The organism is Vibrio sp. 1727 (assembly GCF_033344415.1).
Classification (GTDB): Bacteria; Pseudomonadota; Gammaproteobacteria; order Enterobacterales; family Vibrionaceae; genus Vibrio; species Vibrio alginolyticus.
Window position 1 is genome coordinate 13,949 of the sequence record NZ_JAWPOT010000017.1, and the last position, 25,197, is coordinate 39,145.

Consider the following 25,197-nt stretch of genomic DNA (forward strand, 5'->3'; position numbering starts at 1 on the left):
GAGAATGGAGGACCGTCTCCCATCAGGAAGAGCGGCCCCGTGGGTTAAAAGTAAAAATCCTCCAGCTCTTCATGGTCAGGCTTTCGCTCAACTGGTCGAAGCAACTCAGCTTCATCAGCGAACTCAAGCTCAGGATGAAAAGCAGGATGAAATCCTCGATGCCAGACTGGACGGTCATTATCGAGGTCTAAGTAGCAGTGCCTCCCACTGGCTGGGTGATAGCAGTAAAGCCACTGTCTACCACTAACGGTAAACGGCTTCTCTGCACCTCCACATGCCGGTACAAGGTTATCTGCTGCTATATGCGCTACAGCATCCATAGGATCAGTCCTCATCTTCGTCATCACGAACACAAAGATCACGAGCAACTATTTCCGCAGCTATCAACGCATAATCGTTGCCCTGCCAGAACCACCGCTCCGCCAGCTCATAGGCTTCGCTGGAAGGTTCGCCATAACCATGAGCCACCACGTAATCGTGGAACACTTCATGATCAAATGCCTTGCCATCAGCTTCCATGAACCAACCGACAGGGCACTCCAGAATGCGATGCCTTACGACATCTCGCTCTGAATACCCCTCTCTGACGGCTTGCTCCAACATTTCCCGCGACATACCAGGAGGAGTGATGATCTCTATGCTGATCCCATCACTTCCTGCAAGATTGTCCTCGTATGGAAGACCGGCAAGTGTAAGGTGGTTGCGCTTGCACCAGCCTATGGTCCGAAGTATCCGACTTTTGTCAGACTCCCTGGCCGTGTATCGGTTAAGCTGCATAGCCACCTCCAGCACACTCCCCATCTTCGATTTCACTTCCGAGCTCGACCATTCCAATCAGGTCAAGCTGGGTCATGTCCGAATCCAGAGAGCAGTCAATTGCTGACTGAATGATGCCTTTGTGGGCCAAGCCTAAAACCGACTTAATAGTCGAAAGCAGAGACTCGGCTTCGCTCTCGATCTGCTCCAGAATGTCTTTCCATTCCCAGTGCTCAAACGGTTGCCAAACGACCAGATCCTCAGGTTCGTCTCCCCGTTCTACACACTCAGACAAATACTCATAAGCCTTGCACCAATTCTCTTGTTGGCCCAGTTCACTGAGCACTAGAGCGGTAGCATGACCGTATGCGATTTGTTCAACTTTGGTATTGATAGACATAGTGTTTCTCCTCGTAATGGATAGAGGAGCCCCACCCGCAGGAAAGGCTCCTCCGGATGGGTTAAATTTCCAAGGTCACATCGGTTTTTGCTTTAGCGCAGCAAACCAACACTTCCCCTTCTTTGACAAATGCGATGGGCGTCTCGTCATAAGCCACTTGACCTTCGAGTAGACGAACCCGGCACATGCCACAAAAGCCACTGCGACAATGCGTTTCAACAGTGAGGCCTTTGCTTTCGATTTGCGCCAACAGCACATTGTTGCTGGCTTGAAGTTGTACGTTCATGGTCACGCTCCTTTGTTGTTGATGAGCGCGACCAATCCCCTCCGGGATGTCACGCCCCGGTTGGGCTACTCAGCAAGTGCATAGACACCTACCTCGATGCGAATAAAGAACCTGGCATCTTGAAGAACTTGCCTGACCTTTGCTTGCCAGTGGTTGTTCTCTCGATGCTTTGCGTAGGGTTCAATCTCTTTGTAAATCTGCTCCAGCTTCAACGTTTTCCCCTGTAGGGTTCGGCGTATTGCAGCTTTCCACGTAGTCGAAACCATATTGGTTGCTCGACGGTGTACGGCAGCAAGAAGACAGAGCGATGAGGCAACGTCGTTACGACGAAACACCAACAGCTTTTCATGGGCGATACGCACCAGCTTCCCGGAATACTGAGTTCGGTCACTCACACAGTTGTGCTGTGTTTTGATGATCTCATCCACCAGCTTCCCAGGTGCGATACGTTCCACAAGGCTGGACAGGTTGAAATAATCCCCATCGCGCCTCAGGTTTCCCATGAGGATTCCGTAATGCCCTCCTCGCTCACAGGCGTCATGAATATTCATAACGGCCAGCTCAAGGGCTTCAACGAACTCAGGCAAATTCATGCGGCTCATATCCCATTTGTTGGGCTCGCCCCACTGCTTACCTGAATACTGGATCATGTCCCAGTAAGGAGGGTGCCACCAGATCAGGTGTGCAGGCTCTCCGAGGAACGAAAGGAAGTCATCCCGCAACAGGTTGAACCCCTGATGCAAGTCTGTCCCTTTGAAACGGACACCAAGTTCATTGGCAACGTCGATGCTAGAGCCACCCCCAACACTTGGGTCTGCCACCAGCCCGTTCGGCTTTCTCATGTAAGACTCAATGAAGTCTTTAACGATAAAGCCCGAGCAGTTGCCTCGGTACTTGTTGTTTCCGTAAGGCCCCCTGTTTTCGTAGGAGCATACTGATGATTTGAACATGGCGTCCTCCATCATAGATGGGGCGCACCATGCTCCCATCAGGGGCCGGTTCGCCCCTGGTTAGGGATTAAGATCAAGCGTTATCTGCATACCACCAGCTAAGGCGATTGCAATCACGAAAGAAGGTTGCTTCATCAGGAGCCTTCATCATGACCACATCACCTTCGCAGTAGGTGCATAGCTCAAGCGTTGCTTCATTTTTCCAAAAGGCACTGCACCCCGATTCTTGATACACAACCTCCCATTTGGGATGTCGCAAGTACCGATGGAAGAAATCGAGAGTGTCACCATAAGGGAAGTTGAAGCGCTCCATCACTGAACCATTTTCTGTCAGTTCAGGTTTAACCTTGCCGGTTTTCAAGCGCTTCTTGATGATGCGCTGAACCCAACGAAGTCGTGCAAACAGCCGATTGGTGTCTTTCTCGTACCACTGGGGATTACGCTTGCTCCAGTAGAGCTTGGCGAAGATTTCCCCGGACAAATCCTTCATCTGGTTTTCGTTGAGCTCATCAAGAAAACGTCGAGAAGGTTTGTCGTAGTCAAGAACTGCTTCCAAAGCTGATAGGTTTTTCATAGGGACTCCTTATTGCGATTGCGGAGCCCCGTCCCCTCAGGGCTATCGGAGCCCCATAGGGTTAATTAGGGTTAATGGTTGAACGGCGATTTATCGAGGGTTGGTGAATCGAATGGCTTTACCAACGAAATCGGCCATCAGTCGATTCCCAGTAGAGCTGAAATAGCTCTGCCACTCTTTCCAACCACCAACGGATTCCACCGAGCTTGGAGACTCGAAGATACCCCAGATACGCATTTCACAACCTCGTTGCAATACTCGGTTTACCTGGTCAACCAAGTATTCCTTGTTCTGCAATGAAGAGAGGTTGCAAGGCATCTGCATGATCAGCTTTTCAGCTTGCTCGAAGTCGATTTTTTCAATCAACCCCGTGCGGGTATCCACAGAGAATGGAACCACCTGTTGACCGTGGTTAGACCACAACCAATGGGTGATATAGATCGGATTAACGCCAACTTCCGCTGGCACCAATACGCTGCCGCAAGACCGCAACAGCCAGACCAGACGTAAACCATCGAATCGATCCAGAGACTCCACATCGGTAGTGATGTCATCCTGGTAGATTTCAGGCAGCTTATGTTCGGCGGCGAGAGAGATCATTACGGATTTGAGATTGTTCAGATGAGACATGTGTGCTCCTTAAAGTAACTTGGGCACACAGAGCCTGTCAGGCGCAGTGCGCCCTTAGGCTGAGGTTGAATGCTGTTTGTTTTTGGCGACCAGCTATCGCACGTTTCGCCCTCAGAGAGGACAAAATTCACTTTCTCAGCAACCCTCAATGAAGGCCTCTGAGAAAGTGGGAGGGTATTCCCTCCTCACTTTGATTGTTCCACGAGAGCTGTGTGAACAGGAACGCTCAAACTGCCCTTTTCGGGTGCAAAGCTCAAAGACGCATCAACTGCCCCGTCTTTTCAGTTCTTCGACCAGATGTTCAGGCACCTTACTCGCAGTACAGGCCAGCAATACATCGAGGCCTACCGGCTTGTGAAAGCGCTTATTTGACCAGGAATCGCCAACTGATGACTTTGCCCAGTCGATTGCTTGCCCAAGACGGTGGAACTGCCGCCTGCCTGTGTATCCCATACGACTATCCAAAGTAACACCCTGGAACAGTCTCCAGTACATCGGAGGAATGCGCTTAGCAAGCAGTAAAAAAGGCGTCTCCGGCACTGTAGCCCTTCTACCTTTGTTCCGATGATACAAATCCAAAGATGAATGGAATTGGTTCATAGACTCTCCAAATAAAAACGGCCACCCCCGAAGGGATAGCCGTTTGTCGTTTCACTTCCTGTTAAGCTGCAAAAGCAGTCAATGACCGCTCCATCAACTTAAACAGTGTGCGTTGCAGAGCTGCCGCATCATCAATGACAATGTTCTTTTGGAACAGTCCTGACACTGCGGTAGTCTCTACCCCTATGCCGATCACCTCAACATCGCTTCGTTCACAGAGGTCAATCACTGAGCGACATGCCGGGGCTCTTTGAGGCTGCCCGTCAGTCACTACGATCAACATTTTTCGCTCTTCACGGGTCTTGGTGAGTTCAAAAGCTGCATACCACATAGCTTCCGCCATAGGCGTACCGCCAGTTGCTTTGAACCCAAACCGACCGGCCCGATTCTGAACCGTATCTCCATGCTTCACGACACTGAACACTGGCTGGTTCCGGTTGCCACCAAAAAAGGTGACTGCCGGGTTTACGCCGGGTATTGCTTCCAGAGCCATCGAAATAGCCAAGGACGCTTCCCGCGCAATGTCTTGACGCTCCTTTCCATTGGCGGCCTTGTAGGCCATCGAGGAGCTCATATCAACCAGGATGTGAACCGCCGTATTAGGGCGTTTCTTGGCTTCTGGCTTGAGGAATACGCGGGTATCACCCGTCACTACACGATGTAGTTTCCGAGCATCCACACGCTTCCCTGATCGTTGGTTACGGTGAGCAACTCGCTGGCTGGCCTGGACCAATCCGTAGAGCTGCGTTCTTATCTTTGAAGTGGTGCTCTTCACATCCCCTACCAGGCTTTTGCCAACAGCAGGGTTGTCCTGGGTGTTCACAGCAGAGCGAACAGTCATATAGCTACTGTCCCCCTTATCTTGAGCCACCCGGTTGAGCTCGGCTTTAAGTGCATCATGCGCGTCACCACGCAAATCACCGGCACCGGCATTCAGAACCTGCTGGAGCATTTTGGCCGCGTCTTGTTTCGCCGCGTCAGAATTGCCACCAGCCTGGCTTTGTCCTGCCTTGCTGCCACCATCAGTATCCGACTTGCCTTGGTCGCCCTGTCCTTTCGGATCAGATTTCCCGTTAGCATCGTCTTGCTTCTGGTCTTTACCTTGCTGATCACCACCATTGGCATCAGGCCCTTGGTTTTGATCGTTACCACTTCCGCCCTGACTGTTCTGAGGTTGGTTGCCACCAGCATTCTGCTGGTTGTTACCATCCTGACCATTCTGGGGCTTTTGCTCTTCTTTCTCCTTTTCCTCCTCGATCATCTTGATGATTTGGTCGGCCAAGGATGTCACCTCTGCGGTTGACTTAGTGTTCACAGCCTTACGCAGTAAAGCGTTCAGCCGAACAACAACACCCTGAGGGAACACGCGCTCGAATACGGGGGTAGCCGAATCGAGATAGGGTTGAAGGACGGATTGCCCTACAGCCTTGGTTTGCAACCAGTACAAACAAAACCCTGTCAGAATGGAGGCAGGGGCCTCTTTGTCTGTGACGTGCTCGTAATGACCAGCTTGAGCCATATAGCGAGCAACCTCATTCAGGGTCTGCGACGTACCGGGGAAGAGTTCCATCATGGCCCGTTCTATGCGGCAGTCCTCCAAAACGTTGGACAACTCAGCATGAAGACCTCTGCGGCGCTCAACACCAAAGTCCGTAAACCGGACATGGGCTGCTTCATGGGCCAAATACCCCCAGACAGCATCCATGTGAGGATAGTCGTCGGGGATATTCGGAACCACGATGGTCTTACCATCGGTGTATGCGTCATCGTTACCGATGGCGACTTTGACACCGAGTTTTTCACCATAGGCTGCGGCCACGATTGGTAGAGCGCTGTAAATGGTGCGTTTTTTGGACATATCTTTTCTCCTGGTAGGGAAGGAGATAGTCCACCCCTGGAGGGAATGGCTATCCCCTCCGGGTCGGTTTAGTTGAAGTGACTATTAGAAGAAATAGTCGCCATCGTCGTCAGTTTTAGGCAGCTCCTGGTTGAGAGGCTCCTCTGTCGTCTCCTCTTGGACAGGCTCTTGCTCTACCGGAGTTTCCTCAGGCAAAACCAGCTCATCCTCAACATCAACACGCTCTTCTCGAACCACATCACCGGCATTGGATTCATCTTCCGATTCACCCTCGCCTCGTTCTGCAAAACTCTTGAAGAAGTTGTCGATGTCTTCATCCAGGTCAACAGAGTTACCACCGCTGTTAGTCTGTTCTGATTGAACAGATTCAGTACCACCTACCTGTTGCTGCTTGGTTTCGCCACCCTCTGTTGCAGGGATAAGCTCACCGGCTTTATCGCTTTTCTGTTCGGCCTTTTCATCTTTAGAACGGTCCCCCATCTGGGCTCCCGAACCGCCAATGTCATTAGCCATGCCCTCTACAGTAATCGAGCCATTGGCATACTGCTCGATGCGGTCCCTCTCGCTCATGATCAGCACTGCGGCCACGACCTGATAAAAGAAAGGCGCAACGATGTTTCGGCCATCGGCATGTTGCTCGTATCCCCGGAGGGTTTGGTCGAGCAGCTTGACCAGAGGGTTAAAAGCGCTGTTCAGGAAGCTAAGCCCATCCACCTTGTCGCGGATGTTACGGAGTGTCTGCCGAGTAGTGACCGCACATTGGTCTCGACCGGCCAAACGTTCCATATAGAACTTATTCGCTTCCTGAACCACTTCGGAGATGAGATCGTCACCCAGGCGCTCAACCTTGCGGTTAAGGCGTTTGGCGTTGGCCTCATCTTCGTTCACAGGCTGGATCATGAACACCTGGTACTCAAAGCCAATCCGCTCCTCGACCGTTTCCTTTGGAAGGGCTCCGGCACGGATAGCTCGTTCATACTCAGGGTTCTCCTGACACCATTCATCCACGGCTTTGTTGTAACCTTTGATGAAATCCTGTTTCAGTTGGTTAAACTGAAAGTTGATGTCATTCAGCTTGTTACAGATTTCATCGGTCTTGCTGACGGGTACGGCAAATCCGTTCATGAACGGCATACCGAATTTCAGCAGGAGGCGACGAGTTTCTGTTTTCAGGCGATGAAAGCCTTTCAGCTTAGCCGGATCACAGATCTTCTTACTTCCCAGTTGAGCTACTTTCTCAGGTGGAATTTCACCACCCTCGCCCAGCTTGAGATCAGATGCAGACAAACGGGTTTGTCCACTCCAGATGTCAAAGTCTACGTGGATAACACAGAGGCTTTGTAGATGGTTCACTTTAGTCATGATGCACTCCAAAAAGTTGGGGGCGCACCACGTCCCGAACCGGGCGGATGCGCCCGGTTGGGCTAGTAAATTAACGTTAATTTGCTGTTTGTTTTTGGCGACCAGCTATCGCACTTTTCGCTCTCCGAAGAGAACAAAATCTTGCTTTCCGTTGGAGACTCCCAGAATCCCCAAGGGAAAGCGGGGGAAAATCCCCCACTCACCAGTAGAACGTCTCTACTTCTTCCGGCAAATCATCAAGAGGAGCAAGCACGTCCTCATCAACAATGTACCGTGGCTTCACAGAGCCAGTAACCGTTACACGGCACCGCTCTGATGACTTCTCTCTGTACTGGTCAACATCCTCAGGCTTCACGCCTGACGCCTTATCAGCCAACAGCTTTTTGTAGTCTACCCGGCCAGCCGCTTTGTATCTCGTTACCATCACACCGCAGTAGTCGGCATGGAAGTATTCCCCCATGAGGGACTTCATGGTGTCGAGATGAGGCTTTTGCCTTTCTTGAAGCTCAGACAGTCGCTGTTTCAGCTCCTGAATCTCTGCATCATAGAGGCGGTATTCCTCAGCAGCAGCAATCCAACGGTTGACCTCTTCACCTTGCGGTATGTACAGGTCTCTCTCTGGATCTTTGTCGGGCTCCTTCTTGTCTACTACCTGTTGCCAGAACTTTTTAGCCTCGGCCAAGATTTCTTGAATCATGGCTTCGTCTCGGAGTATTGGAAACTCCTGAATCTGACCTTCAAAGTAGAAGACTAACCAGCCTTGCTTGGCCCCCGTTACCAGGAGCTGGTGTTGCACCTGCGGGTAATAAAGCTGGTATGCCTTGCTGTTTGCTTTCTCAGCACAAACATCTTCCCAGACAGTCGCACTCGGGCTTTTCAGCTCGACGGGCTCCCCGTTATCTCTCAGGCCATCCAGGGAGGCCCTCATGAGCGGGTATTGAACCGATTCGACACAGGCGGGGAGCAGCATGTCATCATACTTCTCCTCGAAAGCGCGTCTTGCAGCATCTTCGTTTTCTATCCCCCGGCGAACCAGCGGATTAAGACTCAGATCGACTTCACGCGCATACCCAGTCTTCTCGGCCCACAGTCTCCATCGTGTTTTGTACGGAGACCGATTGAGCAGGATAGCGGCGTCAGTGGCTGTTACACCTTGACGCCGCCAATCAAGCCAATCTTCCTCGCGTTGCGATAGGTTGACTATTTTCATGGACCTCTCTCCAATGGTTAGGAGGGAGATCTCCCCCAGCGGGGGAGTCCCCCCCGTTGGGGTTAGTAGTAACTGCCTTCCGCGCCCTCCTCTTCTGTAACAGGGATCATGTCCTCGTCACTCAAAGGCGGCATTTCTTCGGCACCAGGTTCAGCATTTGCAGAACCACCAGCGGCGGACTCTTGCTCGTGCGCTTCCTGGTAGTCAGGTTTCGGAGGCTCCATTTGATCCATCTCCTTGTCACGAAGGAATTGAGTCGCATATTGCAGTTCCGAACCTTCATACCGTCCCTTCACATACTCATGCGCCGCAGACCATGCGTTTTCAGCAATGGCGCGATTTGCGAGTTTGGTTAGGATCGGGTCAAGCTCTTTGTGCTCAATAGCCAAAGGCTCTTGGCTTTGAACTTGAGATGGTGAAGGGAGATTGGCAATAGCCGGGTTAATGGCCGATGCCTGCTCCATTTCACGGATGCGTTCAGCTTCATCCTGGTCATAAATACCAGAGAAACCAAATGCGACACGAGAACACTGGATCAGCGACTTGTGCCGGAGTTGACGCTTGGTGTGCGTTTGCCAGGGGCCATCAACAGTGTAAGCACCATTGCGACCTTGACCCTGAAACGGTTCACGGTACACCTCATCAATGAACTCCTTGATGCGGATAGGGCGAGATCTGTCCTTACGGTAAATCACGCATTCAATCCACTCAGGGCAGTCAACTTTCGCCCCCTGCATTCTGACCATCTTGTCCGAATACACGAACTCGACGCCATCATACTGGGGATGCTCGTTGATGATGCGGCTCCAACCATCAACACCTACTACCGGAATGATCCCATTTTGCTTGTCAGGAAACGCATAGATTTCCCGAGTGAAAGGGTTCAAACCGTACTGTTCAGCCACGATCAGGAGCGTCATCATCTGCTCATCGGTCGGGGCACTTCCATCTCGCTGCTTGAATGCGGTCGCCTTCAAAGTTTCATAGAACTTTCGGGTGTCCACGCCAAACCGGCTTGCGATACGGGTTACAAGAGATTTGTTATCAGACATGGTGTTTCTCCAATTCACGAATGAACGGTTTGAGGACACCATGACCCCCTCGGGGCATGAGTGCCCCCGTGGGGTTTAGTAAGAGTTGGCGGTGTTACCCGCCAGCCAAGTGGTGCAGCCGCATGAACGGGATGTCATCATCCCAGCCATCAGGAGCGGGACCATAGCCTCCGCCCATACCACCTTGCGGTGCTGATTGCTGCACAGGAGCAGATTGCGTACCGGCTCCTGTACGTTGCCCTTTTTGGGGCGCTGCACGTTGAGAGTTGTCCTGAGGTGCATTTCCACGACCACCAAGCATCTGCATTTCAACGCAGTGTACTTCGGTGGTGTAGCGCTCGATTTGTTGGCTGTCAGTCCACTTCCGGGTGCGGTTGCTCCCTTCGAGATAGACTTGGGAGCCCTTTTTCAGGTACTCACCAGCGACTTCCGCCAAACGACCTTTAAGCACAATACGGTGCCACTCAGTATGCTCTCTTTGCTCGCCAGACTGCTTATCGCGCCACGTATCCGTTGTTGCAACGTTGAAGTTGGCAACGGCAGTGCCGCTTGGCATGTAGCGAATTTCCGGGTCAGAACCGAGATTACCGACCAGAATTACTTTGTTGACGCCTTTAGACATCATGACCTCCAAGTTATTTGGAGAGGGCCAACGCCCCTTTCGGGGAGCAAGCCCCCGTAAGGGTTAAAAAAAGTGATCCTCTTGTTCGGCGTCGATCTCTGCCAGGCGAATCAGCTCAGATACAAGGCCAAGCCTTTCTGCATCTGCTCTTACTTCGTCGTAGCTGAAACCAAACCGTTCAATGAGGGGTTTTAGTGAATCAAAACGCTCGTAGTCGAAGGTATCACCCTGTTCATCACAGAATGCCACCAGCGGCTTCTCTACGTTTGAAAAGTCATCCGCGAAACGCTGTTGCAGGTAAACCAACATCAGCAGGGGTTTGTGACCATGTTCCGGGCGGAGTTCACCAGCGCCTTCCAGCGTAGCTGGATGGATAGTGTTTTCGCCTAGTCCAGTGCTAACCCCAAGCTCATAACCGCTGTCAGTACGCATCAGCACACTGGGTAGCAAGTCATTTGAGCCTTCGCTCCGAGCAACCTCAAAGCCGATTAAACCGGCTCCTTTGGCAAAAACCCCAGCAACAAAACCTTTGAAGAGGTTTATGTCACCTGGAGGTAACTCAGAGGGCGGAGATAACAGCCAGTTGAGAGATCCCAAGCTGGCTGTTTGTCCGGCTGAAACATTCCCCCCTTCCAGCACCGTCTGTGTCTCTGCGTTTACCAGCACCTCATCCAGAAAGGTGTACCCCTGGCTGAGAAACTGTGACACATACTGGCTTTCTTTGTCCTTGTAGGACATTGGGATCGTGTCTGGGCCGTTAGCTTCAAAAGGTCCTTCGAGCTTTGTCTCAGACCAATTTTCAGCTTTCCCATCAGTGACGGTTCGGCGTAGCTCGACCATCGTGAATTGGCCTGGCTCCGAGGAGCTGGGCTCCCGGAGCAACTTGTAGCCAATGAAGACTTCTATTGTGGTTTCGTCATTGCCCCACTCTTTAGCAGTGTAACGACGGCACAAACAGTCATTTTTCTTCATGCGTCACCTCTTAGCGCCATTGGTCCCCGAACACATCCTTCGCAACACGCAGGATGGCTTCACGCTCCTCTTTGGCCGCACGGATAAGCAGAGCTTGATCCAAGGCGTATTCAAGAGCATTTGGGGCACCACGGAACGCTAGAGACAGTTTCGCCCAACGCACCAACGTCCGAGTGGACATGGTGACGCTGATCTGACCATCTTCACCGTTTTCGCCAAGAAACAGTTTGCGGACCTGATTAGCAATCCGAACCATTCCCTTCCGCACATTTTCCGGAAGTTTCGGAGTAGCACGGCCAAGAATGCTGAGTTCAGCTTCCTCATCCGCATACCCTACTTTGGTGAAACGATAGCGATCCATAGCTGCGAGGTTCTGCATCATCACCCCCTGGTACAAACCAGAAGCATCACCGGACCCCGTAGAGTTACCAGTAACGACCACACGAAACATCGGGTGCGGCTTGATGATTTCCCCGCCATTCTGAGCGATCACAAGGGGACGCCCTTCAAGGACATCGTTGAGACCAGCCAGCTCGGCAGGGTCGGCCAAATCCACCTCGTTGATGAGGAGCAGATGACCTTCACGCATAGCGACTGCCAGAGGTCCATACATGAACTTCATGACAGGTGGTTGACCAGGCTTTTCCGCGACCAGAGCGTGATGTCCAATCAGATCTGTCAGCTCCATCCGCCCGTGGGCAGTGATTTGCTGAACAGGCCAGTTGAGACGACCAGCGATCTCGGTGATACCTGAGGTTTTGCCAGACCCGGTAGGGCCGGTTACGAACAATGCGTCACCGCCAGGCTCTTTGAGATAGGCCAAGACCTCTCGCAGAAACTCTTTGCGGAAAACGTAGTTGGTATCAGTGGCAGGGATGAAAGGGTTTGAACCGTCAGCGTAGCCGATGGCCGTTACCTTCTCCGGAATGCTGGGCATACCGAAAACCTTGCTTACTGAGAATTGAGAGTATTGAGACATAGGTGCGCTCCTATTGTGACAGGCGCACCACGTCCCGAACCGGGCGGATGCGCCCGGTTGGGCTAGTAAATTAACGTTAATTTGCTGTTTGTTTTTGGCGACCAGCTATCGCACTTTTCGCTCTCCGAAGAGAACAAAATCTGCTTACTGATGGTATTCACCATGAGTAAGAAGACTTTTAAGGAGCGAGGAGAGTAGCCTCTCCTGGAGGCTACTCCCTCAATGGACGAACATCACCACATCGTCGTTTTGACCAATGACCCCGGTTTCTTTGGCCCACTTCACTGCTTCACTGTGCGCCTGGTAGGAGCTGGAATACAGTTTCGGATCAAATTTCACCTCGCGTCCATCAGCCAGATAGATGATGCCTGCGTGATCGTCGTAAACATGAAGATTCTGTTGCATTCGACATTCCCCCTGTAGCTTGTCGTCAAAGCCAACTGACACCAGAAGACTTTGAGGACAAGCCACAGAGGCTTGACCAGAAAGAGAGGGGTTGCCCCCTCCCTTTGCGTTGACTATCAGCAGTAACCGAACGATTCAGCGATTCTCACGAAAGGACGAGAGATTGCCCAACCAGCAGGGATACACAAAGCGATGATAGCGATTTCCATGATGTTGCTCCTAAGCAAAAAGGGGCAACATCCCCGTCGGGGTATGGTTGCCCCGATGGGTTTGAAAGTGTCGAAGATTACTCAGCGACAGTTATTACCAAACAAGTTCCTTGCCCTTACGAAGGTAAGTCGGGATTTCGAGATAATCCCAGTCAGGTTCTTGTTTAGCGACTTCTTGAACTTGAGTTACCTCAGGTTCAACGACTGCTTTGGCTTGTTCAGCCTTGGCAGCACGTTCTTTGATGACGGCCTGTACAGACCGCATTGCAGGAACTGCGAATTTGTTCCAAAGGAACAAACCGATACGCTGGAACACTTTAGCGAGAACGATGAAGGAAAAAGCAAATGCCTTCGCGCCTACGTACAGTGCGCCCAGAGATGCAAGCAGAACTACAATGAAAGTGATGATGTGCATGGTGTTGCTCCTATGTAAAAAAAACAGGGGCAACACCCGAAAACCGGGAGAAGCCCCCGGCTTGGGGTTAAGTAATGCCATACGGCATAAGACTAGATGCTGTTTGTTTTCGGAGACCAGCTATCTCACCTATAGCCGCAGAGCGACTAAGATGATTCAAATATAGCTCACCTTTGCTAAACAGAAAACGCTGTAACTGTCCATTTTGGGCACTTCGAGAGGTCAGGTTACAGATTGACCGCATTTATCCTTTCCAGTGCGTTTATCTGTACCTCAAATTTAGGAGTATCTCTAATGGCAGAAGCACAAGTAGCACTGGACACAAACAACGACCGCAGCAACCACTACTCTCGCCCTGTTTTCAAGCAAGTTCTGAAAGTAAACAGCCTCCAAGCTCAGCGCGTCATGGAACGCAGCTTTGAGCGAGTTTCCAACTCCCTGTTCTCCATCGACGTGATCCTTCGCATCATCGGTGAGCAGGACGAAATCGACCAGGTTGAAACCGTCATCCTGGAACACATTTCCAAGGTCTCCGAAGACCTGGACAAAGCTACCGCCCAGCTCAACAAGCTGATGGAAGACAACGGCATCGACATGATGCCCGGCTACACCAACCCGAATGAATACACCATCGAGATCAACTCTCCTCAGGTTGCTCAGTTTGCACACCTGATCCGCAAACTGGATACCCTGATGGGGATCGTTGACACTCTCTGGCTGAACACCGTACTGACCAGCAAGCAGCGCACCGACGCCACTTACCAATGGCAGCAACGCCTCATCAAGCTGGCCGGTCGAATCATCGGCATCGAGAAACGGGCTCGCATTTCCGCCCACAGCAAAGGCAAAGAAGGTGAAGTGGCCGAAGCCGCTCCGGAATCTGCAACCGGCGACAAGGAAATCGCAGACGAAGCCGAGAAAACAAAAGCAGCATAACCCAGCCCAAACCTTTGCCCCTCGCCCGAGGGGCTTTTTTTGTCTTTTATGGTTGCATTTTTTGATGCTGTGATATTATCGAAGTAAATCAGATTCAACTCAGGTAAGAACGGAGAACAACATGAAAAAGGCTTTAATCACCACCGTGGCTCTGGCTGTAGCAGCTCTATCTGGCTGTGCATCCACCAGCAGTTACGAACCCACAGCGTACAAAACCAATCACAGTCGCGCTTACAACATCGCGGAGGCCGGTGGCCTGGTAACAGGCATCCAAGACGCTTCTGTTCCGCGTGACAAGCTGGAGCGTCTGACCGACACCAAAACGTTTGGGGCAGCCTACGTGCTGTCTGGCTACATGTCCCCTCAGCTCGGAATGACCGACTGGCAAGGTGGCTTGGTCAACCTTGCGAACTGGGCTATCGGCCCCAAACAGCATGGCGCTCGCAATAGCTTGATCGCTTGGATGCCTGCTAACGAAGCAGTTTCACCGGCAGACGCTCAGGCCAAATTTCTTTCACATGTGAAAGTTTCCATTGAGTCAGCGCTGACTGATTTGGGTGCCAATTTCACGCTTCTGTATGACAAAGACGGTCGCCTAACCTATCAGTTCTACAAGAATGAATGGGGTTGCCCGACGTGGGTGAACGGACAAAGTAAGGTAGCTGACATGTGTTCCGTTAAGGTGAAAATCGTGGAGCCTCGCCTAGGGTCAGCTCCTAATTTTGTCTCTGGCGTTCAAGGTACAGCGTATGCCTTCACATCAGGCCATGAGACCGCATACAACTTTGTGAATGTCGGTAATGGGGCAGCAAGCCATGCTCCTCAGCAAGCGATCTACGCAGCTATTAGCAAACAGCTACCAGCTTGGGCCTACCTCTACCTTGCTCCAAAATCGGTTGAGCTGGATAATGGCGAAAAAGTTGCTTTCCCTTACCTTCTTGATCAGGGAAAAGCAGAGTTATTTGTTTACCCAGAAGCGTAATCAATCTACATGAGAAAGGGGCCGAAAGGCCCCTTTTTTTATCCACCACCAGTTGGCGCGCCTGTTTGAGGGTCTATGCTGTTTGTCGCCTCTTTTCGCTTCGCGTCAATATCAATCCCTTCCAACCGCTCCAACGCCCTTTCCTGAGCATTCTTCCGCGTCCCGTCAATATTGAAGTCATTCCCTGCTCCAGTCAGCGAGTCGAGATTTATTGAGGCCGGATCAGGGAATTTACCGTTCTGCTGTAATATCCCAAGCCACTCATCCAAATTAATTTTGCTCCAATCAATTTCGGCAATTTTATCTAGTGGAATCCCTTCACACTGAGGATTTTTGGGGTCTCCAAAGTTCTGCCCCAATTGAGGGCGAACCTGTTCTTGTATAATACGAGAGAGCGGAGAATTGAAGCAGCAATACGCTTCTCTTTTTTCAATACAAGCGCCCAACACCTTAGATTTACAATAAGAGCCTACATAGGTGCAATTCTTGAGCGCTCTTTTTGCGTTCATAGTGAACTCTTCTTCCTCGCACTTATAAATCATCTGGATCATCACCATCGCAACGACATAGACGGTATATATCGTCATGGCAGTGCTAAGCCATGTTGTCGCAGTCTCCATCATTGCTTCGGCAGCTTGTTCAGATGCTGCGGCAGCCGCCTGCTCTGTTGCTGCATCTTGGCCTGCTGATTTCATGACATCCATCATCACTTCTTTGACTTGCTCTTTGAGCTGGTCAATGAGTTGATCAACAAACTGCTCTACAGGCTGGAAGAACGAATCAACAGCACCTGAAACGTTCTCTATATAACTTGTGAACGGTTTTGTGACTTCTGTCCACCCTTGAAGGGCAGGTTCCCTAAGTACCTGATAAGCACCTTTAAGCGCATTACCATCAGTCAGCCCCATCACTGCGCCATCGAGCTTTGGAACGGCCATTATTAGGTTCAGATAATCGGCAAGAGATATATTGGTTGGCTTTTCACAGCAATCAGAAACTCCCCCAACAGCTATCTTGCATTCGCCAGCTTCCCCTGCAAAAGCAGAGCAAATAACGTTTTCATCCCCGGTAGGATTGTCATCCCCATCTTGGCCTGTGCAGCTCATATCCTGCGTCATGAATTGGGCTGCATTGAGCAACGCAGTAGCGCGAGCAAAATCAGTGCTTTGTGTTTTGGTCAAATCAAGGCAGTCATCTCCCATGCAGCGTATAGGCCCACCGCACTGGTACTCAGTTTCCTTTTCCAAGGTCGGAACAGAAACATCTGTACCACAGTCATAAGTATCCTCGTGGACGTAGCACGTACCAGAACTTCCCTGAGCACCATCAACACATTTGGAACTGATGAAGCCGCACTGAGGGTTTTCTTCATATTTCTGACAGCTATCGAGATTCCCGCCCGTGTTTACCGGACAGTGCGTTTCACCTTGAGGGTCTGTCCAGCAGTCCATTTGCCCCTTATAGAAGTCATAGTCAGCTTTAACTCGAACCTTTTTGCATAGTTTTGGAATACCAGGCAAAGGTGACGGCTTGAGTTGAGATTCGCAAACTTTGATCCCATTGATGACTGTGCAGCCAGTAGCATCAGTCGGGTCATCTATACATGTGATCTCGCCTTCCGCAAAACCATCTACCACCCCTTTGGCTGAATCCATGCAGCTCTGTGGAGCCCACTCATCCTTGGTAATGGCTTTCGATGGGTCATAGCGGAGTTTTATGCGGCCAAAACCCTCACCTTCGCCACTTACTGAAACGCGGATCTTAAACGTAACAACATCACCATCTTTCACGTTCTTAAAATAGGGAGTGACATCAACATTAGGGTTTCGCTCCCAACTCGTGGAGAGCTCACATCTACCGGCTGTTTCTGGAGGGAAGTTGCCATCTGGGCCAGACCACACTTTAGTCTCTTGGCCGGACTTACCGACCCACACTTGCATGTAGTCATCCCACTTGGCGTATTCAAGCGTTGCAGACACTATGGCATCTGGATTGCTGACTTGGACCCGCGTGTACTCCTCATAAATCTTGCAGTTACCACTCCAGTAGTTGTCCCCCACTCGACCAATCCACAACTCAGTACAGCCTTCTCCACAAGATTTGAGGTTATATGGACCATCATAGTGCTTCACCACAGAGGCGTCGTAGTCATGGACAACCTCACAGTCCGCGCTTTGATCTACAACACGCTGACACCGTTCATACTCTGGAATGTGGGCGTTGATAGTATTCTGATTGATGGTTGTTTCGGCAGAACAATCCCCAAAGCCACCTGCGATGAGGTCCATATCCTCATAGGTCTTTTTGCTTAGATTTAGTACCGGGTCATTACTGAAATCAGGGCGTGATCGATTAGAGGCATCGAGAAGAACCTTGTATGCCGCACCAGAGATTGATGGATTAGCACTATTGGCATCACTCCACAGCGACCCTTTTGCATTATTCCCCACGCTGTCCATGTCATCGCCAGAGTCGTAAATGCCTTGCAGACCGCCCACATCAGGTTTATTGGCATCAGGGAAGTAATAACTATCAGGTTTATTGTTGGTCCCGCTCGTTCCGGGGAATAGATCATTGACATTAATCTGACTCCCCCCGTTCATTTGGAATTGACCGTCTTTCAACGTCGGCATAGAGATTGTGCCATCTTGCACAGTCCCCGAGCTCGACTTGAATGAGTTTGAGAGGTTTTGTCCGAAAGCCTGGGCCTCTTTACCCACCGCTGTGATGTCCTGGTCTTGGCTACCGTTAGCGTAGGAATGTATCGGCAGCGCAGACATGGTTACTGTCAACAGCGAGGCCACAGCTTTCATAAAGTAATTATGACTTCGCATTGTGTTCTCCATTTCAACCTTCCCATGCTATCTGAGAAGACAAGGGCCACCTGTACGTGTAGTGGCCCTTTTGGGGCATAATCTAAAATGCCCGTGCAAATTCGTTAGGGTCTGCTCAATTGTTACAGCAATCATTCCATCGCCAGATGGTGTAAATAGGGTCTTGCCCAATTGCCGGTATAGTTCGCGCCAGACCCCACGTAAGAGTGGATTCGCCAATTACGTGAGATGAGTTTGTCTCTGGAACCGGATGCAATAGCGTGAATTTGTACTGCGTTTTGGGTAGTGTTGGGCTAATAACGCCTCTACACATAGCCTCAGAACCCATTGTCTTCCACGCTAACCCCCGGCGATGCAAAGCAGCCAGAACCCTTGTGCTAAGAAGACTGCTATCGCGGATAACACCTTTTCCACCATTCTGGTTGCCACTAAATGGATACAGGGTGCCCCATGAACCAGCACACCAGAAAAGCTGTTTTAAAGGTTTTCCAGCGGTTGATGAGACAGCATCAGCAGTACACGCAGCCGCCGCAATTGGGTTTGCTACTGCCGCCGCCTCTGGATTGGTAAAAAAAGCGAGCTCATCATTGTTCCAGGTCGGGTCGAGCTCCGACATGTACATGATGTCGAGATCCATATACCCATCAGCATTACAGGTCTGCTTAATAAATAAATCGAGCATCACCAACAGAGGAAACGCATAGTAGTGATAGTGCATAAAAGAACCATCACCACCATCCATGTCTCCCATGCCATGATGCCCTTGGTTAGTCCTATCAAACGGGAACCTGACACCATTCAAGACTGATGAGCAGCCAGGCACTCTCTGAAATTCAACGAGCCGTGCTGGCTCCCACATAGAAGTGGTGACTCCAGGCCGAGGGACCCCTAGATTATCCTCGCACATACACAGAGGGTTGCTTACGGCTTCACTCGGGAATGATCCGCCTCCACCACTTATAGGAACCCCTGCTACTTTGATAGGGAAAATACAGCTCCAGCAGATGTCAGTAATCAGTTTTCCGCCGATCACTTCCGCATTCTGGCACCCAGGGTCAGCCGATACCGAACCAACCCAAAAGACCGCGCTAACGGCCATGATCCGTAGAATTTTTTGCATCATGGTAAGGCCTTTACGTAATTCAAATTTTTCTCCATGACAGCAGGCTTCCCGTGATAGAAACCTTGTTGCCATGACAGTCCAAGTAATTTGGCGCTCTCCCCCAATGGGAAGCTCTCCACCTGCTCAGCAATGAGCTGTATGCCTTTTCGGCGGCAGTGGAGGATGGCCGGGTAGTCTTCAAGCGACCGCAGTCTTCTCGCGTCAAACTTGCAATAGTGCCAGTCATAACGGCTCAGGCGATCCAGAGAAGAGTTTTTGTCTCCATAGTCATCCAGCGCCAGCTCAACCCCTATTTCGGTCAGAGCCTCCCATCTCGATGCGAGAGAGGCGTCCTGAATGCCCTCTGTAATCTCGATGACAAGCCGTGATGAGTGATTTTTAGCAATGTCGCGGACAACCCTACACCACGCCTTGAAGATGACGTCTGATTGCAAAGTTTGTTCGGAGACATTCAGAAAGAGAGCCGGGTACAGATCCAAGCAATAATGAAGGTTGTCCTGAATGAACCGTGCCATCTCCATATCCACCAGTCCCCAATAAGGAGGAGATGACAGAGAGGATGGTGTAAGAACCCGGCCTTCGTCGTACCAACGAGCCAGTACCTCAGCAGCGACAAACGAACCTGTGCCGACGTCTTTAATTGGTTGGAAAGCCGGGGCAAAAATCATTCACCGCCCTCCTCAGCAAGTTCGCGGACAACAAACTTCTTGCCTCTGGCAGTAATGACGCTCGGTGTGTGCTCCAGCTCGAACCGGGTAATCAGATCTGGCGTCAGCAGATATACCGGCGCGTCAAAGTTGTCGGTGACACTCTTGTAGGAATCCCAGCCTTTGTCTTTGTCGAACTCTGTGGCGATATAGGTGATCCGTTGTACGCCAGGCTCCAGCTTGATTTCAGGCAGCTTCTTGGCGAGTAGTTCCATTTGCTTTTTGTCCAGCGGGTCGAAAACTACGACCGCTTGGGTAAATGGCCGCGTTCCAGGCTTGCAAACTTCCTTCGGATCGCACAATGGGTTGATCACGTCACCCGCGTGAGCGAACACAGTGCCATCCGGAGTGCTGATGTCACTGGTGATCATGACGCTAGGGTCAATTTCTCGTGTTCGAGATTTTGGCGCTCTTGGCAGCTCATTGAAATTCTGCTTGGTCCAGAAGCGCTCTATAGCCTGTTTCTTCTTCTCTTCCCAGTCGATATTGGCAAGGCGTTTCTTGGCAACATCAATAAGGTCTGGCTCACTGATTTTCTCCACCGGCCCCTTAACGCCGAGATCGCCTTTTTCTCCGTTATCCACTTCCCGAGCCAACCATACCGGGTCGGACAACCCGGAGACCTGGGCGACGACGTTTGGTTGTTCGCCAGGCAGCGGCTCATCCTCCAGCATCACAATCGTGGGAACGGCTGTGATGTTGTACGTTTTGAACAACGTAGGGTTGATGATGATGTTCGGCACTGGGTCTTTTTTGGCCGCGAGCGCCTGAATAGCTTTAACTCCCTGCCCCAAGTTCATTCCTTCCGGGATGCCACGGAACACAATTACAGAATCAGGCTGGCCTGACACCGCCGTTAGGACGTCATCTAACCCCTGTTCGCCAAGAGACAACGAGGCGAAAACCAGTATCCGATGGTCAGAGTAGATACCCTTTTCAGCCTGTTTCCGGTGCATCTCCTTGAGCGTTGGGTTAGTAGTTTGGAGCTGCTTGAAAAATGCCTTGGCTTCGGCCTGAGCCTCGTCCATGTGTTGGTTTTGCAACAGAGATGGCATTTCCATCTTCTGGGCCTTTTGGGCAATTTGCTTTCCTTGCTCAATAAGCGCCTTATCCTGCTCTGTGAGCGGAGACTCTTGAGCGTATGCCCCGCCAGCCACAGAGAACATCAACGCCACCAGAACGCTCTTAGAACAGGGGATATGCGCGGCCAATGATCTGATCATTTTTCACAGTCCCCCAGTAACGTGAGTCGAAGCTGAATGGGCTTTTGCCCATAAACCAGTAGTTGTTCTCTTTCAGCGTGGTCTTGCCGTAAAAGTGGCTCTCTGGCAGATGTAGTTTCCCTGCGAGCTGGAGCCCCTCTCCGACGACATCACCATTGACGGTGATCTTCCACTTATCGTTGATCTCGACTTTATCCCCCGGCATACCGGTGAGGATTTTGACCATGCGAGTCCCGTCCTTGTAGAAAGGCTGCATGTTCTTGGCTTGGAAGGCGTAAACCGCTCCCCTCTCCAGAGTTTGGTCGTTCAGATCAATGAGGAAGAAGGTGTAACCCGGCAGGCACTTCTCCTGTTGTGGATCAATGCCAATACGGTAGCGGCTGGCAAAGGCCGCACCAGCAGCCCAAAGAACCACTAGTGTCACACCTGCCTTAACCCCGAAGCGCTTCCAGGATTCCTTTTTGACGAAATACTTCTTGAGTGGAAAATTCATTTCAGCACCTCATCAGGGAGGTACACGTCACTTGGAGCCCCGACGACAGCACTTGCGTCAAGGACCAAATAACCTGCGTCTTTCAACTTCAAAATTGCGTCATTGGTCTTGACCATCAGCCTTTCAACTTCCTCCTGAGAGGCACCAGCGGGATACGCCGACGCCACTTTAGCGAAGTCAACCACGACCACTGGCGGGGTTTGATTCAAACGCTGATGGATGCTTGCCGTTTGTTCGCTCATCACGTAGTAGCTACCGCCGAAGCCACCAGCGGCACCGAGAATGGCGGCGATTGCGATTGATTTAATGTCCATTACTGTCTCCCTGGTTATGCAGCCTGCCGACGGCTTCGCATTACGGCCTTGATTGCCTCAGGTATGCTCATGCCTTGTTTCACAAACTGGTCGATGGCGTTAACGTCCACCGGATCGGTCGAATAAAGTAGCTTCTGGAAGTCGCCCACTATCAAGCGACCGACGCCCATACCGCTCTTCGATTTGATAAAGATTTCTGAGTACACGCCTTGGATGGTGTGTACCGTTTTGAGGGTGTGGAACCCGCCCTCTGAAAGGGTCAGACGACCGCTACGTTTAACAGATTCCACGGTTTCTTCGGTTTGGCCGAGCAAGTACATGCTGGCCGAGTTCTCCGCGATGGCGCGGCCCACTGCGTTCTCATAGAGGTCGTTGATGGACTGCGTTGCAATGACAACGGAGCCACCGTACTTACGGAATTTGCGGTAGGCATGTTCCATGAAGACCGAGACCTCGCCCTCTTTGAGCAGGTCCCAGGCCTCATCCACGATGACGACTTTCTTGCGGTTACGTTCACCCAGGAATACTTCTTGCTGGATCTGGTAAATAAGCTGGAGTAGTACAACCTGACGCAAGTGCTTACGCCCTTGCAGTTCATCGAGCTCCAGTACAGTGAACTGGTTCTGGAAGCTGACGTTGTTCTTGCGAGAGAAGTATTTCCCGTAGCTGCCCTGCGACGTAAAGGCGTAGAGCTGCTGACCAATATCCTTGAGGCGCTGGTCATTTTCTTCTTCCAGGCAGCGCTCAGCGATGTCGTCAACCTTCATCTCTTTACCTTTCTCTTCCCACAGGCGAGAAAGGACCTGTTTCAACGCAGAGATTTGCCATTCATCCAGCAAGCCCTTAGCCGAAGCCATCGCACAAACGAGGCTGACTATCGCGTCTTCTTCGTCCTCGTAGTTCTGTATGAGCTCAAACGGGTTGAGGCAGACGTGCGTTCCTTCTTCAAAGTGAACGAAGTCGCCATTGAGCATTTCCGACAACTTCTGGTAGGACTTACCGGCATCAATAACCCAGACCTGAGCCCCCTCGGACAAGTAGGAAAAAATCAGTTCGTTGGTAAGGAACGATTTACCCGAGCCGGATTCGGCTGCGATCACCAGGTTCTTGTTGGTATTACTGTCGTGAAGAGACAGACTCATGAGCTGGCCGTTGCGGGAAATCAGCGCTGCATGATAGGTCCCGGTCCCCTTCCATTCCCCAAACACCGGCAGGACCACAGCAGCCTGCTCGGTTGTCATGGTCTTGTAGCGGAATAGGTCTCGCACTGCATCCCGGTCGGTACAGAATGGCAGGCAGTTGAGGAACATCGGCAGAGCAACGAACTTGTCCTCCATCAGCTCGAACCGAGATTCACGCCAGATGTTTCGTGCGGCCATCGCCGCCGCTTCAACACGTTCTTTGGTTGGAGCAAATAAAACCACCGAGTAGGTGATCTTGACTGGCTTAGCCCCCTCTTTCATGGACTCATAGAGAGTGTCGAAGCTCTCCTTCTTGTCCGCCAGCACCGGCACGAATTTGAGCATCGGCCCGTAGGCTTGGTTTACAGTGAACTGGCGTTTGCGCTCCAGAGTGTTTTTCGTGCTTTCTGCCTCAGGGAAAAAAACATTGGTCACGACCATGTAGTTTTCTTTGATGCTGGAATTGCCGCCGCTGAGATCCCCGGCATAGGTCAACGCATCACCAAAGTAGAAAACGTCAGGCAGCTTTTTCGCTGACATGACTTTCGCGTGGTAGTCACCCAGCCTGATGCCATTCTTGCTGACTTCCACGTCGGTGCCGTAATCGAAGATTTGCTCGCAGATGGGCTTATCCATCTCCCAATCCACAGAGTCATGTCGCCATGAAGCATCTGGCCCCCAATTCAGGATGGTGCTCATGATCCGGATGTAGTTCACCGCCGTCATTGTGCGAGGACGCAGACCAACGGTTTGAAGCGATGATTCGACCTTCGTGCGAAGCTGTGCGAGCTGCTGGAGTTCGCTTTCAGTCGGGTTATTGTTCTTGATGGGGACTTTGCACGTAACGAACAGCTTGAGGTCTTGGATCAAGCCATTGTCGTAGATACCTTTGTTGGTCTTGGCAAATATGCGATCTGTCGTGTGGTGCTGGAGGAAGTTAATCCGTTCCTTGATAACAGATGTCAGCAGCTCGTGACGGAAGCCATCACGCAAACCCATCATCCGGTACATCTCCTGATTGATGTCCGGGGAGCGGAACAGGACAAACTGGAGCGTAGTCTTCGACGGGAACTCCTGATTCAGGAAACCGTTCATTCGCTCCTGAACTTTTTCATCGGCACCACACAGGGGCTCACACATGAAACCAAAGCCTGCACTGTGATCATCCATAAGGAAGACATGATCGTCTTCGTCATAGGCCAGGACAGGAATAATCCCGGCAGCTCGCAAGTGCTCCGGGATCAACGTTTCTTCGAGTTTCTTTTTGATGGTTACGATCATTCAGCACTCTCCAACCATGATTTCAGGTTCTTCGGACGTCCTTTGCTGACACGACCATCCGGAGCAACAACGAACGGAACGCCCTCAATCCCAATGAAATGAGCTGTCAGCAGCGTTTGGTCGTATTGGCCGGGGTCGCAGGTTTCTTTTGAAGGAAGGGAACCCAGGGTGTTGTTCATCAGCGCATCAAGCGCGTGGGTTTTGTCTTTCGCGCAGTACAAGTTTTTTGCCAGGCGGTTGGACTCAGCACCCAGAGCTGGAATCACGATAAATTTAAAGGTGTAATCATCCACCAGCGATTTGGCATCACCCATGAGCTGATGGCAAACCGCGCACCTAGGATCAACAAAGACCACCACCTCTTTGTCACCACGCCCCATCGACACAGTGTTCAGCGTGTCCACATCCATGCCCATGCTCTTGAAGTGGATACGCTCCGCTACATCCCTCATTTGGGACATCGTGTTGAGGGGCTTCTTGCTCCACAGGTCGTAGATTTGTCCTGAAATAACAAATCGTCCGTTTTCAGAGAGGAACATGATCTGCCCATCACTTTGGACGGCTCGAACCCCTTTGATGGGTAGCTCTACAATGTCCTCTATCTTCGCCGCTCTGGGATCGGTGATTTCCAATTTCGATGACGCATGAGCCGTGCCGGTAATAATCCCGAACACCATCAGCGCCCCAAGTAATTTTGTCCGCATGTCTATCCCCTAAGATTGGATTACTGGATGCTGGGCAGTGTATCCGGGGGATGGAAATAGACTCGCCTCTGTAATAGCCCAATTTGGACAATTCCAGCGCGATACAAAAAAAAGCCCGGTCTGAACCGGGCTTTGAGAG

General features: G+C 51.3%; 27 protein-coding genes. 2 read left to right on the forward strand and 25 right to left on the reverse strand.

The window, feature by feature from the left end; all coding sequences use genetic code 11:
- Nucleotides 1-44: 44 nt before the first annotated feature.
- The 17 genes from R8O10_RS16155 to R8O10_RS16235 form a co-directional block, all read right to left on the reverse strand.
- A complete protein-coding gene (locus tag R8O10_RS16155; protein ID WP_000340223.1) occupies nucleotides 45-320 on the reverse strand; it encodes a hypothetical protein in 276 nt (91 codons plus the stop codon).
- A 4-nt stretch (nucleotides 321-324) separates the two neighbouring features.
- Complete coding sequence (locus R8O10_RS16160; protein WP_001176699.1) at nucleotides 325-777, reverse strand: hypothetical protein; 453 nt, start codon at nucleotides 775-777, stop codon at nucleotides 325-327.
- Nucleotides 767-1,156, reverse strand: a complete 390-nt coding sequence (locus R8O10_RS16165) for a hypothetical protein (protein WP_000026577.1) — start codon at nucleotides 1,154-1,156, stop codon at nucleotides 767-769. The genes R8O10_RS16160 and R8O10_RS16165 overlap by 11 nt, the downstream gene beginning before the upstream one ends.
- Before the next feature lie 61 nt (nucleotides 1,157-1,217).
- Complete coding sequence (yfaE, locus tag R8O10_RS16170) at nucleotides 1,218-1,442, reverse strand: class I ribonucleotide reductase maintenance protein YfaE (protein ID WP_001102700.1); 225 nt, start codon at nucleotides 1,440-1,442, stop codon at nucleotides 1,218-1,220.
- Nucleotides 1,443-1,507: 65 nt separating this feature from the next.
- Entirely contained in the window at nucleotides 1,508-2,392 is an 885-nt protein-coding gene (locus R8O10_RS16175; RefSeq protein ID WP_000477209.1) for a hypothetical protein, read from the reverse strand.
- Nucleotides 2,393-2,465: 73 nt separating this feature from the next.
- Nucleotides 2,466-2,966 (reverse strand): hypothetical protein, encoded by a 501-nt coding sequence (locus R8O10_RS16180; protein ID WP_000793769.1) that lies wholly within the window; start codon nucleotides 2,964-2,966, stop codon nucleotides 2,466-2,468.
- Nucleotides 2,967-3,056: 90 nt separating this feature from the next.
- The gene (locus R8O10_RS16185; protein ID WP_000018872.1) at nucleotides 3,057-3,596 is read right to left on the reverse strand and encodes a hypothetical protein; all 540 of its coding nucleotides are present in this window, start codon (nucleotides 3,594-3,596) and stop codon (nucleotides 3,057-3,059) included.
- A 264-nt stretch (nucleotides 3,597-3,860) separates the two neighbouring features.
- Nucleotides 3,861-4,196 (reverse strand): hypothetical protein, encoded by a 336-nt coding sequence (locus tag R8O10_RS16190; protein ID WP_001447572.1) that lies wholly within the window; start codon nucleotides 4,194-4,196, stop codon nucleotides 3,861-3,863.
- Nucleotides 4,197-4,257: 61 nt separating this feature from the next.
- Nucleotides 4,258-6,054, reverse strand: a complete 1,797-nt coding sequence (locus R8O10_RS16195) for a VWA domain-containing protein (RefSeq protein WP_015063568.1) — start codon at nucleotides 6,052-6,054, stop codon at nucleotides 4,258-4,260.
- An 84-nt stretch (nucleotides 6,055-6,138) separates the two neighbouring features.
- Nucleotides 6,139-7,416, reverse strand: coding sequence for a DUF3150 domain-containing protein (locus tag R8O10_RS16200; protein WP_000170087.1), 1,278 nt, complete (start codon nucleotides 7,414-7,416; stop codon nucleotides 6,139-6,141).
- A 199-nt stretch (nucleotides 7,417-7,615) separates the two neighbouring features.
- Nucleotides 7,616-8,626: a YqaJ viral recombinase family protein gene (locus R8O10_RS16205; RefSeq protein ID WP_000706865.1), complete on the reverse strand. Its 1,011-nt coding sequence runs from the start codon at nucleotides 8,624-8,626 to the stop codon at nucleotides 7,616-7,618.
- A 62-nt stretch (nucleotides 8,627-8,688) separates the two neighbouring features.
- The gene (bet, locus tag R8O10_RS16210) at nucleotides 8,689-9,678 is read right to left on the reverse strand and encodes a phage recombination protein Bet (protein WP_001282585.1); all 990 of its coding nucleotides are present in this window, start codon (nucleotides 9,676-9,678) and stop codon (nucleotides 8,689-8,691) included.
- A 94-nt stretch (nucleotides 9,679-9,772) separates the two neighbouring features.
- A complete protein-coding gene (gene ssb, locus R8O10_RS16215) occupies nucleotides 9,773-10,303 on the reverse strand; it encodes a single-stranded DNA-binding protein (protein ID WP_000987165.1) in 531 nt (176 codons plus the stop codon).
- 60 nt (nucleotides 10,304-10,363) lie between these two features.
- Complete coding sequence (locus R8O10_RS16220) at nucleotides 10,364-11,272, reverse strand: hypothetical protein (RefSeq protein WP_000739139.1); 909 nt, start codon at nucleotides 11,270-11,272, stop codon at nucleotides 10,364-10,366.
- 10 nt (nucleotides 11,273-11,282) lie between these two features.
- A complete protein-coding gene (locus tag R8O10_RS16225) occupies nucleotides 11,283-12,251 on the reverse strand; it encodes an AAA family ATPase (RefSeq protein WP_000085160.1) in 969 nt (322 codons plus the stop codon).
- Nucleotides 12,252-12,470: 219 nt separating this feature from the next.
- Nucleotides 12,471-12,656, reverse strand: a complete 186-nt coding sequence (locus tag R8O10_RS16230; protein WP_001186917.1) for a hypothetical protein — start codon at nucleotides 12,654-12,656, stop codon at nucleotides 12,471-12,473.
- A gap of 303 nt (nucleotides 12,657-12,959) precedes the next feature.
- A complete protein-coding gene (locus R8O10_RS16235) occupies nucleotides 12,960-13,280 on the reverse strand; it encodes a hypothetical protein (protein WP_000547566.1) in 321 nt (106 codons plus the stop codon).
- A 294-nt stretch (nucleotides 13,281-13,574) separates the two neighbouring features.
- Here R8O10_RS16235 and R8O10_RS16240 point away from each other — a divergent pair, with 294 nt between their 5' ends.
- Together R8O10_RS16240 and R8O10_RS16245 are read left to right on the forward strand one after the other, a co-directional pair.
- Nucleotides 13,575-14,216 carry a hypothetical protein gene (locus R8O10_RS16240; RefSeq protein ID WP_000796664.1) on the forward strand — a complete coding sequence of 214 codons (642 nt, stop codon included), beginning with the start codon at nucleotides 13,575-13,577 and terminating at the stop codon, nucleotides 14,214-14,216.
- A 121-nt stretch (nucleotides 14,217-14,337) separates the two neighbouring features.
- Nucleotides 14,338-15,198, forward strand: a complete 861-nt coding sequence (locus tag R8O10_RS16245) for a hypothetical protein (RefSeq protein ID WP_000709517.1) — start codon at nucleotides 14,338-14,340, stop codon at nucleotides 15,196-15,198.
- Nucleotides 15,199-15,236: 38 nt separating this feature from the next.
- Here the strand turns inward: R8O10_RS16245 and traN are convergent, their stop codons facing one another.
- The 8 genes from traN to R8O10_RS16285 all read right to left on the reverse strand — a co-directional run bounded on the left by traN (nucleotide 15,237) and on the right by R8O10_RS16285 (nucleotide 25,058).
- Nucleotides 15,237-18,032 carry a conjugal transfer mating pair stabilization protein TraN gene (gene traN / locus R8O10_RS16250; RefSeq protein WP_001256484.1) on the reverse strand — a complete coding sequence of 932 codons (2,796 nt, stop codon included), beginning with the start codon at nucleotides 18,030-18,032 and terminating at the stop codon, nucleotides 15,237-15,239.
- 115 nt (nucleotides 18,033-18,147) lie between these two features.
- Entirely contained in the window at nucleotides 18,148-19,155 is a 1,008-nt protein-coding gene (locus tag R8O10_RS16255) for a TraU family protein (protein ID WP_000983282.1), read from the reverse strand.
- Nucleotides 19,152-19,823 carry an EAL domain-containing protein gene (locus R8O10_RS16260; protein WP_000575345.1) on the reverse strand — a complete coding sequence of 224 codons (672 nt, stop codon included), beginning with the start codon at nucleotides 19,821-19,823 and terminating at the stop codon, nucleotides 19,152-19,154. Before R8O10_RS16260 ends, R8O10_RS16255 begins: the two co-directional genes overlap by 4 nt.
- A complete protein-coding gene (locus R8O10_RS16265; protein ID WP_001447719.1) occupies nucleotides 19,820-21,085 on the reverse strand; it encodes a TrbC family F-type conjugative pilus assembly protein in 1,266 nt (421 codons plus the stop codon). The genes R8O10_RS16260 and R8O10_RS16265 overlap by 4 nt, the downstream gene beginning before the upstream one ends.
- Nucleotides 21,048-21,578, reverse strand: coding sequence for a S26 family signal peptidase (locus R8O10_RS16270; RefSeq protein WP_001010740.1), 531 nt, complete (start codon nucleotides 21,576-21,578; stop codon nucleotides 21,048-21,050). Before R8O10_RS16270 ends, R8O10_RS16265 begins: the two co-directional genes overlap by 38 nt.
- Nucleotides 21,575-21,892, reverse strand: a complete 318-nt coding sequence (locus R8O10_RS16275) for a hypothetical protein (protein ID WP_000351984.1) — start codon at nucleotides 21,890-21,892, stop codon at nucleotides 21,575-21,577. The genes R8O10_RS16270 and R8O10_RS16275 overlap by 4 nt, the downstream gene beginning before the upstream one ends.
- A 14-nt stretch (nucleotides 21,893-21,906) precedes the next feature.
- On the reverse strand, nucleotides 21,907-24,354 hold the full coding sequence (gene traC, locus R8O10_RS16280; protein WP_000637384.1) for a type IV secretion system protein TraC: 2,448 nt from the start codon (nucleotides 24,352-24,354) through the stop codon (nucleotides 21,907-21,909).
- On the reverse strand, nucleotides 24,351-25,058 hold the full coding sequence (locus R8O10_RS16285; RefSeq protein ID WP_001259346.1) for a DsbC family protein: 708 nt from the start codon (nucleotides 25,056-25,058) through the stop codon (nucleotides 24,351-24,353). Before R8O10_RS16285 ends, traC begins: the two co-directional genes overlap by 4 nt.
- Between the last annotated feature and the right edge of the window lie 139 nt (nucleotides 25,059-25,197).

Bases quoted from the DNA above. Each gene is read 5' to 3' on its own strand.
- R8O10_RS16275 (WP_000351984.1), bottom strand. From the start codon at position 21,892: ATGGACATTAAATCAATCGCAATCGCCGCCATTCTCGGTGCCGCTGGT.
- R8O10_RS16220 (WP_000739139.1), bottom strand. From the start codon at position 11,272: ATGAAGAAAAATGACTGTTTGTGCCGTCGTTACACTGCTAAAGAGTGG.
- R8O10_RS16230 (WP_001186917.1), bottom strand. From the start codon at position 12,656: ATGCAACAGAATCTTCATGTTTACGACGATCACGCAGGCATCATCTAT.
- R8O10_RS16185 (WP_000018872.1), bottom strand. From the start codon at position 3,596: ATGTCTCATCTGAACAATCTCAAATCCGTAATGATCTCTCTCGCCGCC.
- R8O10_RS16200 (WP_000170087.1), bottom strand. From the start codon at position 7,416: ATGACTAAAGTGAACCATCTACAAAGCCTCTGTGTTATCCACGTAGAC.
- traN (WP_001256484.1), bottom strand. From the start codon at position 18,032: ATGCGAAGTCATAATTACTTTATGAAAGCTGTGGCCTCGCTGTTGACA.
- R8O10_RS16180 (WP_000793769.1), bottom strand. From the start codon at position 2,966: ATGAAAAACCTATCAGCTTTGGAAGCAGTTCTTGACTACGACAAACCT.
- ssb (WP_000987165.1), bottom strand. From the start codon at position 10,303: ATGATGTCTAAAGGCGTCAACAAAGTAATTCTGGTCGGTAATCTCGGT.
- R8O10_RS16175 (WP_000477209.1), bottom strand. From the start codon at position 2,392: ATGTTCAAATCATCAGTATGCTCCTACGAAAACAGGGGGCCTTACGGA.
- R8O10_RS16165 (WP_000026577.1), bottom strand. From the start codon at position 1,156: ATGTCTATCAATACCAAAGTTGAACAAATCGCATACGGTCATGCTACC.
- R8O10_RS16255 (WP_000983282.1), bottom strand. From the start codon at position 19,155: ATGATGCAAAAAATTCTACGGATCATGGCCGTTAGCGCGGTCTTTTGG.
- R8O10_RS16265 (WP_001447719.1), bottom strand. From the start codon at position 21,085: ATGATCAGATCATTGGCCGCGCATATCCCCTGTTCTAAGAGCGTTCTG.
- R8O10_RS16190 (WP_001447572.1), bottom strand. From the start codon at position 4,196: ATGAACCAATTCCATTCATCTTTGGATTTGTATCATCGGAACAAAGGT.
- R8O10_RS16245 (WP_000709517.1), top strand. From the start codon at position 14,338: ATGAAAAAGGCTTTAATCACCACCGTGGCTCTGGCTGTAGCAGCTCTA.
- R8O10_RS16160 (WP_001176699.1), bottom strand. From the start codon at position 777: ATGCAGCTTAACCGATACACGGCCAGGGAGTCTGACAAAAGTCGGATA.
- R8O10_RS16235 (WP_000547566.1), bottom strand. From the start codon at position 13,280: ATGCACATCATCACTTTCATTGTAGTTCTGCTTGCATCTCTGGGCGCA.
- R8O10_RS16260 (WP_000575345.1), bottom strand. From the start codon at position 19,823: ATGATTTTTGCCCCGGCTTTCCAACCAATTAAAGACGTCGGCACAGGT.
- R8O10_RS16270 (WP_001010740.1), bottom strand. From the start codon at position 21,578: ATGAATTTTCCACTCAAGAAGTATTTCGTCAAAAAGGAATCCTGGAAG.
- traC (WP_000637384.1), bottom strand. From the start codon at position 24,354: ATGATCGTAACCATCAAAAAGAAACTCGAAGAAACGTTGATCCCGGAG.
- R8O10_RS16155 (WP_000340223.1), bottom strand. From the start codon at position 320: ATGGATGCTGTAGCGCATATAGCAGCAGATAACCTTGTACCGGCATGT.
- R8O10_RS16225 (WP_000085160.1), bottom strand. From the start codon at position 12,251: ATGTCTCAATACTCTCAATTCTCAGTAAGCAAGGTTTTCGGTATGCCC.
- R8O10_RS16285 (WP_001259346.1), bottom strand. From the start codon at position 25,058: ATGCGGACAAAATTACTTGGGGCGCTGATGGTGTTCGGGATTATTACC.
- bet (WP_001282585.1), bottom strand. From the start codon at position 9,678: ATGTCTGATAACAAATCTCTTGTAACCCGTATCGCAAGCCGGTTTGGC.
- R8O10_RS16205 (WP_000706865.1), bottom strand. From the start codon at position 8,626: ATGAAAATAGTCAACCTATCGCAACGCGAGGAAGATTGGCTTGATTGG.
- R8O10_RS16240 (WP_000796664.1), top strand. From the start codon at position 13,575: ATGGCAGAAGCACAAGTAGCACTGGACACAAACAACGACCGCAGCAAC.
- R8O10_RS16195 (WP_015063568.1), bottom strand. From the start codon at position 6,054: ATGTCCAAAAAACGCACCATTTACAGCGCTCTACCAATCGTGGCCGCA.
- yfaE (WP_001102700.1), bottom strand. From the start codon at position 1,442: ATGAACGTACAACTTCAAGCCAGCAACAATGTGCTGTTGGCGCAAATC.